Source organism: Pseudomonas sp. DrBHI1 (assembly GCF_002205115.1).
GTDB classification, from domain to species: Bacteria; Pseudomonadota; Gammaproteobacteria; order Pseudomonadales; family Pseudomonadaceae; genus Aquipseudomonas; species Aquipseudomonas mosselii.
Genome location: NZ_NIBE01000143.1, coordinates 86,235 through 93,335 on the forward strand (window position 1 = coordinate 86,235; position 7,101 = coordinate 93,335).

Sequence of the window (7,101 nt, forward strand, 5' to 3'; positions counted from 1 at the left end):
ACGCCTTGAAGTTACCCTCACCGAAGCCGTCGTCACCCTTGCGCTGGATGAACTCGAAGAACACCGGTCCCAGCAGGGTTTCCGAGAAGATCTGCAGCAGCAGACGCTTGTCGCCTGCCTCGGAGGCGCCATCGAGCAGGATGCCGCGGGCCTGCAACTGGTCGACCGGCTCGCCGTGCCCTGGCAGACGCTCCTCGAGCATCTCGTAGTAGGTCTGCGGCGGTGGGGTCATGAAGCGCATGCCCAGGCCCTTGAGCGCATCCCAGGTCTTGAGCAGGTCGTCGGTGAGGAAAGCCACGTGCTGGATGCCTTCGCCGTTGAACTGCATCAGGAACTCTTCGATCTGCCCTGCGCCCTTGGACGACTCTTCGTTGAGCGGAATGCGGATCATGCCGTCCGGCGCGGTCATCGCCTTGGAGGTCAGGCCGGTGTACTCACCCTTGATATCGAAGTAGCGGATCTCGCGGAAGTTGAACAGCTTTTCATAGAAGTTGGCCCAGTAGGCCATGCGCCCGCGATAGACGTTGTGGGTCAGGTGGTCGATGATCTTCAGACCCGCGCCGACTGGGTTGCGGTCCACGCCTTCGATGAACTTGAAGTCGATGTCGTAGATCGAGCTGCCTTCCTCGTAGCGGTCGATCAGGTACAGCGGCGCGCCACCGATCCCCTTGATTGCCGGCAGACGCAGTTCCATTGGGCCGGTTTCGATTTCCACCGGCTGGGCGCCCAGCTCCAGGGCACGGGCGTAGGCTTCATGGGCATTGCGCACGCGGAAGGCCATGCCGCATACCGATGGGCCATGCTCGGCGGCGAAATACGAGGCGATGCTCTTGGGCTCGTTGTTCAGGATCAGGTTGATGCCGCCCTGACGATACAGGTGCACATCCTTGGAGCGGTGGCTGGCCACCTTGGTGAAACCGAGAATCTGGAATACCGGCTCCAGCACGCCGGGGGTTGGCGAAGCGAGCTCGATGAATTCGAAGCCTTCCAGGCCCATCGGGTTGTCGAAGATATCTGCCATGTGGGTGTCCTCATCTATAAGCGAAAAACGGTTGATTACAGGCTTTGGATGTGGAGATGGCGTGGTGGTGAGCAGGGGATCCCGCGCACGCTGCGGGCCAGGAAGTCACCAATGATCAGCTTGAACCCATGGTATGTCATATGGACCCATTCTCGGCGGGCTTGATTCCCCGGGAGGCGGAGAACCTTATTGTTGTATTCGTAAATCGATTCTACAGGGCGTAAATTTGTTTGTCGCGCTTTAGTTCGCAGATTGTTCCGACAAACGGCTATTCTCAACAGCATCTTGTCGCCTCACAGAAGGTTCGCCCGCACATGCCCCTGACCGCCAAACGCCCCGCCCGCTGGAGCTGGCGCGCCCTGCTGCCCTGGGGCATCGGCGTGCTGCCGCTGCTGTGCGGGCTGGTGGTGATGCGCTGGCAGACGGAACAGGAACTGCAAGCCAGCAGCCTGGCCACGGCCCGCGAAGTGGGCATCCATGTCGAGGAGATCCTCGACAGCCTGTCCACCGCCGCCCATGAGCTTCTGCCCAAGGCGGGCCTGCCCTGTGACCAGGTGCAACTGGCACTGCGCATCGAGGTAACGCGCAACGCCTTCGTGCGTTCGACCAACCTGTTCGATCATGATCGGCTGTACTGCACCTCGCTGTACGGCGACTTCGACGAGCCGGTGAATGCCAAGGACTATACCAATGGCCAGCTGTGGCTGATGAACGGCAACTCGGTCACCCCGGGACATGCCCTGCTGGTCTATCGGATCAGCCAGGAAGGCCGTGGCGACCGGGGCGCGATCACCACGGTGGATGGCCGCCATCTGCTCACCGCGCTCCACCTGATCGGCGCCGACAACCTGGTGAAGGTGCATGTCGGCAATCACTGGATGGGCAGCGATGGCCAGGTTCATGACGGCAAGCCACCGCGCGCTGCCTCCGCCGCCACGCAGTATGCGTCCACCCGTTATCCGTTCGATGTGCACGCCGGCTACGAAGAAGGCACGCAGGCCGCGCTCATGCGCTCGCGCTACCCCGCCCTGCTCAGCCTGTTGCTGGTGCTCGGCGTCGCGGCCGGCGCAGCCTGCCGCTGGCAGATCCGCCGCGCCAGCTCATCCCGTGGCGAGCTGGAGCGGGCCCTGGAGGCTGACGAATTCGTTCCGTATTTCCAGCCGGTGGTGCGCAAAGGCGACTACCGCTGGGCCGGTATCGAAGTGTTGATGCGCTGGCAGCATCCCCGCGAAGGGCTGGTGCGCCCCGATCTGTTCATCCCCTACGCCGAACACAGCGGCCAGATCGTCGCCATGACCCGTGCCCTTATGCTGCATACCGCCCAGGCCCTGGCCCCGCATGCGGCCCTGCTGGAGGACGGCTTCCACATCGGCATCAATATCACCGCCGACCATTGCCGCGACCTGCGCCTGCTTGACGACTGCCAGACCTTCCTCCAGCACTTCCCACCCGGACGCGTGGTGCTGACCCTGGAGCTGACCGAACGCAAGCTGATCGAGCCGACCCCGGTGACGCTTGAGTTGTTCGAAAAGCTGCACGTCATGGGCGTGATGATCGCCCTGGACGACTTCGGCACAGGCCAGTCCAGCCTCAACTACCTGCGCCAGTTCCAGGTCGACTACCTGAAGATCGACCAGAGCTTCGTCGCCATGATCGGCGGCGACGCCCTGTCCCAGCACATCCTCGACACCATCATCGAGCTCTCGGCCAAGCTGGGCCTGGGGATCGTCGCCGAAGGCGTGGAGACCGAGGTGCAGCGCGACTACCTGGCACGCCACGGGGTGGATTTCCAGCAGGGCTACCTGTTTGCCCGACCGATGCCCGCCGGCGAACTGCTGCTGGCCCTGGCCGCCCGGCCGGGCAGCCCGCAGTTGCCGCCGGGCAACGCCCCTGAGATCATGCGCGGCTGATCCACCCGCTCACTTCCCGTTTTCCGAGGCATTCGTGTCAAAAGGCATTCTTTCGTCGGTCATGGCGTCCTGTCTGTTCGCCGTGATGTACTTCTATACCTCCTTCCTCAAGCCCCTGGACGGCGAGGAGATCTTTGGCTGGCGGACCCTCCTGACCCTGCCCTGCCTGACGCTGTTCATGCTGGTCTCGAAGGACTGGAATCGGGTCGGTGAGTTGCTCGGTCGGGTGCGGCGCACACCGCTGCTGCTGCTCGGCATGGTTGGCACCTCGTGGCTGATGGGCGTGCAGCTGTGGTTGTTCCTCTGGGCGCCGCTGCACGGGCGCAGCCTGGAAGTGTCGATGGGGTATTTCCTGCTGCCGCTGGCCATGGTGCTGACCGGACGGCTGGTGTATGGCGAGCGCCTGTCGCGCCTGCAGAAGATCGCGGTGGGCTTTGCCACGCTGGGGGTTGGCCACGAGCTCTACCAGCACGGCAGCTTCGCCTGGGAAACCCTGCTGGTGATGATCGGCTACCCGATCTACTTCGTCCTCAGACGGCGCTGCCGCACCGACCACCTGGGCGGGCTGTGGTGCGACATGTGCCTGCTGCTGCCCTGGGCCCTGTACTTCGTGATCCAGGGCCCGCTGTCGGCGACGGACCTCGCCGAGCACCCGGGCCTGTACGGGCTGATCCCGCTGCTCGGGGCGATCAGCGCCTGCGCCCTGATCGCCTACGTGCTGGCCAGCCGCCTGTTGCCGTTCAGCCTGTTCGGCCTGCTCAGCTACGTCGAGCCGGTGCTGCTGGTGGGCGTGGCCCTGCTGCTGGGCGAGACCATCGGCCCCGACCAGTGGCTGACCTACCTGCCGATCTGGGCCGCCGTGCTGGTGCTGGTGCTCGAAGGCATCAAGCACCTGCTGCGTCAGCGTCGGCGTTCGGTGTAAGACGTACCTGGCGCACCCGACGCTCCTCCACCGCCACCACGGTCATGGTCCAGCCGTTCCAGGCCAGCTGATCGCCCACCACCGGCAGGCGGTCCAGCAGGCTCATCACCAGGCCCGCCAGGGTCTGGTAGTCCTCGGTGGCGCGGGCGGCGAAGCCGGTGCGCGACTGAACCTGGGCCAGGTTAAGAGCGCCACTGACCACGAAGCCGCCTGCCTCCTCCACCACGCCTGGCCCTTCAACTTCGCTCGCATCCGGCAGTTCACCGGCAATCGACTCGAGGATGTCGGTCATGGTCAACACCCCGGTGAAGTCACCGAATTCGTTGACCACGAAGGCGATGTGGGTGGACTGGGCGCGCATCTGCTCCAGGGCATTGAGAATGCTGAAGCTCTCCAGCAGGTTCAACGGTGCTCGCGCCAGGTGCTCCAGCGCCGGCTGGTTGCCGGCCAGCAGTTCCTTGAGCAGCTCCTTCTTGTGCACGTAGCCCAGCGGTTCCTCGATGCGCCCGTCGCGAATCAGCGGCAGGCGCGAGTAGGACGAGTTGACCAGCATCTGGGTGATCGCCTCGGCCGGCTGCGACAGGTCGATGGCATCGACCTTGGCCCGCACCGTCATCACCGTGCGGATCGGCCGCTCGGCCAGGTTGAGCACACCGCTGATCATCACCCGCTCACGGCGATCGAACACCACCTGCTCGTCGCCACCGGCCACCAGGTCGGCGATCTCCTCGCCCACCTCGTCGGCTTCTACCCGGCGTCCGCCCATCAGGCGCAGCACCGCGTGGGCCGTGCGCTCACGCAATGGCCGGTGCTGATGCAGGCTGCGCTTGCGGCGAGCACGGGCCAGCTGGTTGAACAGCTCGATCAGCAGCGAGAAGCCGATGGCCGCGTACAGGTAGCCTTTCGGGATATGGAAGCCCAGGCCCTCGGCAGTCAGGCTGAAGCCGATCATCATCAGGAAGCCCAGGCACAGCATGATCACTGTCGGGTGTTCGTTGACGAAGCGGGTCAGCGGCTTGCTGGCGACGATCATGATACCGATGGAGAAGATCACCGCGATCATCATCACCGATAACTGCTCGACCATGCCCACGGCGGTGATCACCGCGTCCAGCGAGAACACCGCGTCGAGCACCACGATCTGCGCGACGATCGGCCAGAACGCCGCGTGACGGGTAACGCCGCCGCTCTGGGCGACATGGCCCTCCAGACGCTCGTGCAGCTCCATGGTGGCCTTGAACAACAGGAACACACCACCGAACAGCATGATCAGGTCACGGCCGGAGAAGGTCTTGCCGAACACGTCGATCAGCGGCGCGGTGAGGGTCACCATCCACGAGATGCTGGCCAACAGGCCCAGGCGCATGATCAGCGCCAACGACAGGCCGATCACCCGGGCACGATCGCGCTGATGGGGTGGCAGTTTGTCGGCGAGGATGGCGATGAACACCAGGTTGTCGATACCCAGCACCAGCTCGAGGACGATAAGCGTCAACAGGCCCAGCCAGGCCGTGGGGTCGGCTAGCCATTCCATTAGCGGGTACTCACGAGGGCGGCGTCACAAGGACGGGGGAAGGAAGGCCGGGATGGCCAGGGACTGGGGGGCTCCGCGAAGGTGCTCATATAGACCTTGATAGAAAATAGGGAAGTCGATCCTACAATCGAAGCAGATTTCTCTGATAGCGCAAAACTATTACAAAAGCTGTAACAGGTGTGGCGGGGCATTTTTGTTCAATACACCCGTCTCACCCTCGGCCAGGATGGCCACACCTTCCCCCTTCAAGGAAACCTTCAATGAGCCTGACCTTGTCCATGGCGGCCTTCGCCCTGGCCGCCTCCATCTCCCCCGGCCCGGTCAACATCGTCGCCCTCGGCAGTGGCGCGCGCCACGGCCTGCGGGCCAGCATCGGGCATGTGGCCGGTGCCACGCTGGGTTTCTGCCTGCTGCTGGTGCTGGTGGGGCTGGGCGTGCATGAGCTGTTGCTGCGCTGGCCGTTGCTGGGGCGGCTGCTGCACTGGGGTGGCGTGCTGTTTCTGCTGTACATGGCCTGGAAACTGGCCAGCGACGATGGCGCACTGGGCACCGCCGATACCCGGCATGCGCCCAGCGCCTGGCACGGCGCGGCCATGCAGTGGCTGAGCCCCAAGGCCTGGCTGGCGGCGGTCGCCGGTATCGGCGCCTATACCGGCGGCGAGCAGCAGTTGCTGTGGCTGTTCACCTGGATCTACGGGCCGATCTGCTTCGTCTCGGTGGCCTGCTGGGCCTGGGCCGGCAGCATGATCCGCCAGTATCTGGGCGAGCCGTGGCGGATGCGCCTGCTCAATCGGGTGCTGGCGGGGTTGCTGGTGGCGAGTGCGTTGTACCTGATGGTGTGATCCTGGCTTTCAGCCATTGCGATAGTGCCCCGGCGTGGTCGCCAGGTGACGCTTGAAGGCCCGCTGCAGGTGCGCCTGGTCGGCGAACCCCGCCTCCAGCGCCACCTCGGCGATCGGCCTGCCAGCGCGCAGTAGCGCCCGGGCATGCTGCACCCGCTGGTCGAGCAGGTAGCCATGGGGTGTCAGGCCGAAGCGCTTGCCGAACGCGCGGATCAAATAGGCCCGCGACAGCCCCGCCGCGGCGCAGATGTCCTCCACTGTCAGCGGGTCGAGGCGATGGGCACGGATGAACGCGGCGGCCAGCTCAAGGCGTGGATGGCCTGCGGGCTGGCCGCCCGCGTCGGCCTCCAAAAGCTGCGGCAAGCCCTTGAAGAACGCCTCCAGCTGCGCCTCCCGGCGTTCGTTGCCGGGCTCGAACAGCCCGGCGAACAGCGCCAGCAACTGCCCATACAGCGCCGCCGATGTGCTCAAGGTCGCCGAGGGCAGCGCAAAACCTCGCGCCAGCAGCCAGGGCATGTCGACGAACAGCATCAGGTACGACCAGGGTTCGCCCTGGACCGGGTTGCAGGTGTGCACCACCCCCGGGTTCATCAGCACCGTGGTCCCCGCCGCCACCTCGTGTCGGGCGTTGCCGGTCAGGTAGGTGCTGCGCCCGCCGGTGATCACGCCGATGGAGAAACTTTCGTGGGAATGGGCGGCGTAGCACACCTGGCGGCCGTCCCCCACGCGTCGGGCCTCGACGAAGGGCAATGCCGGATCACGCCAGAACCGCGAGACCTCGATCATCGCCCCGCCCTCACCCTTCGCCGCCCTGCACCACCACCAGCAACTGCGCCTGGTGCTCGCCGACCGAGCGCAGGCGGTGCGGGGTC

6 protein-coding genes are annotated in these 7,101 nt (G+C 65.0%); 3 read left to right on the plus strand and 3 right to left on the minus strand.

Annotated elements, in window-relative coordinates:
- Positions 1-1,021: 4-hydroxyphenylpyruvate dioxygenase (gene hppD, locus CC207_RS25825; RefSeq protein WP_088853075.1), on the minus strand; the 1,021-nt coding region annotated here is incomplete at its 3' end.
- Between the two features lie 314 nt (positions 1,022-1,335).
- Here hppD and CC207_RS25830 point away from each other — a divergent pair.
- Together CC207_RS25830 and rarD are read left to right on the plus strand one after the other, a co-directional pair.
- The gene (locus tag CC207_RS25830) at positions 1,336-2,931 is read left to right on the plus strand and encodes an EAL domain-containing protein (RefSeq protein ID WP_062360261.1); all 1,596 of its coding nucleotides are present in this window, start codon (positions 1,336-1,338) and stop codon (positions 2,929-2,931) included.
- Positions 2,932-2,965: 34 nt separating this feature from the next.
- Entirely contained in the window at positions 2,966-3,853 is an 888-nt protein-coding gene (rarD, locus tag CC207_RS25835) for an EamA family transporter RarD (protein WP_028691515.1), read from the plus strand.
- On the opposite strand, the gene CC207_RS25840 is transcribed toward rarD, so the two are convergent.
- Complete coding sequence (locus tag CC207_RS25840; protein WP_028691516.1) at positions 3,816-5,387, minus strand: TerC family protein; 1,572 nt, start codon at positions 5,385-5,387, stop codon at positions 3,816-3,818. The genes rarD and CC207_RS25840 overlap by 38 nt on opposite strands.
- 260 nt (positions 5,388-5,647) lie before the next feature.
- Between CC207_RS25840 and CC207_RS25845 the strand changes: the two genes are divergently transcribed.
- Positions 5,648-6,229, plus strand: a complete 582-nt coding sequence (locus CC207_RS25845) for a LysE family translocator (RefSeq protein WP_088853027.1) — start codon at positions 5,648-5,650, stop codon at positions 6,227-6,229.
- Between the two features lie 9 nt (positions 6,230-6,238).
- Here the strand turns inward: CC207_RS25845 and CC207_RS25850 are convergent, their stop codons facing one another.
- Positions 6,239-7,015, minus strand: a complete 777-nt coding sequence (locus CC207_RS25850; RefSeq protein WP_028691518.1) for an AraC family transcriptional regulator — start codon at positions 7,013-7,015, stop codon at positions 6,239-6,241.
- Between the last annotated feature and the right edge of the window lie 86 nt (positions 7,016-7,101).

Excerpts from the sequence above, each read along its gene's own strand:
- CC207_RS25845 (WP_088853027.1), top strand. The coding sequence starts at position 5,648 with ATGAGCCTGACCTTGTCCATGGCGGCCTTCGCCCTGGCCGCCTCCATC.
- CC207_RS25840 (WP_028691516.1), bottom strand. The coding sequence starts at position 5,387 with ATGGAATGGCTAGCCGACCCCACGGCCTGGCTGGGCCTGTTGACGCTT.
- CC207_RS25830 (WP_062360261.1), top strand. The coding sequence starts at position 1,336 with ATGCCCCTGACCGCCAAACGCCCCGCCCGCTGGAGCTGGCGCGCCCTG.
- CC207_RS25850 (WP_028691518.1), bottom strand. The coding sequence starts at position 7,015 with ATGATCGAGGTCTCGCGGTTCTGGCGTGATCCGGCATTGCCCTTCGTC.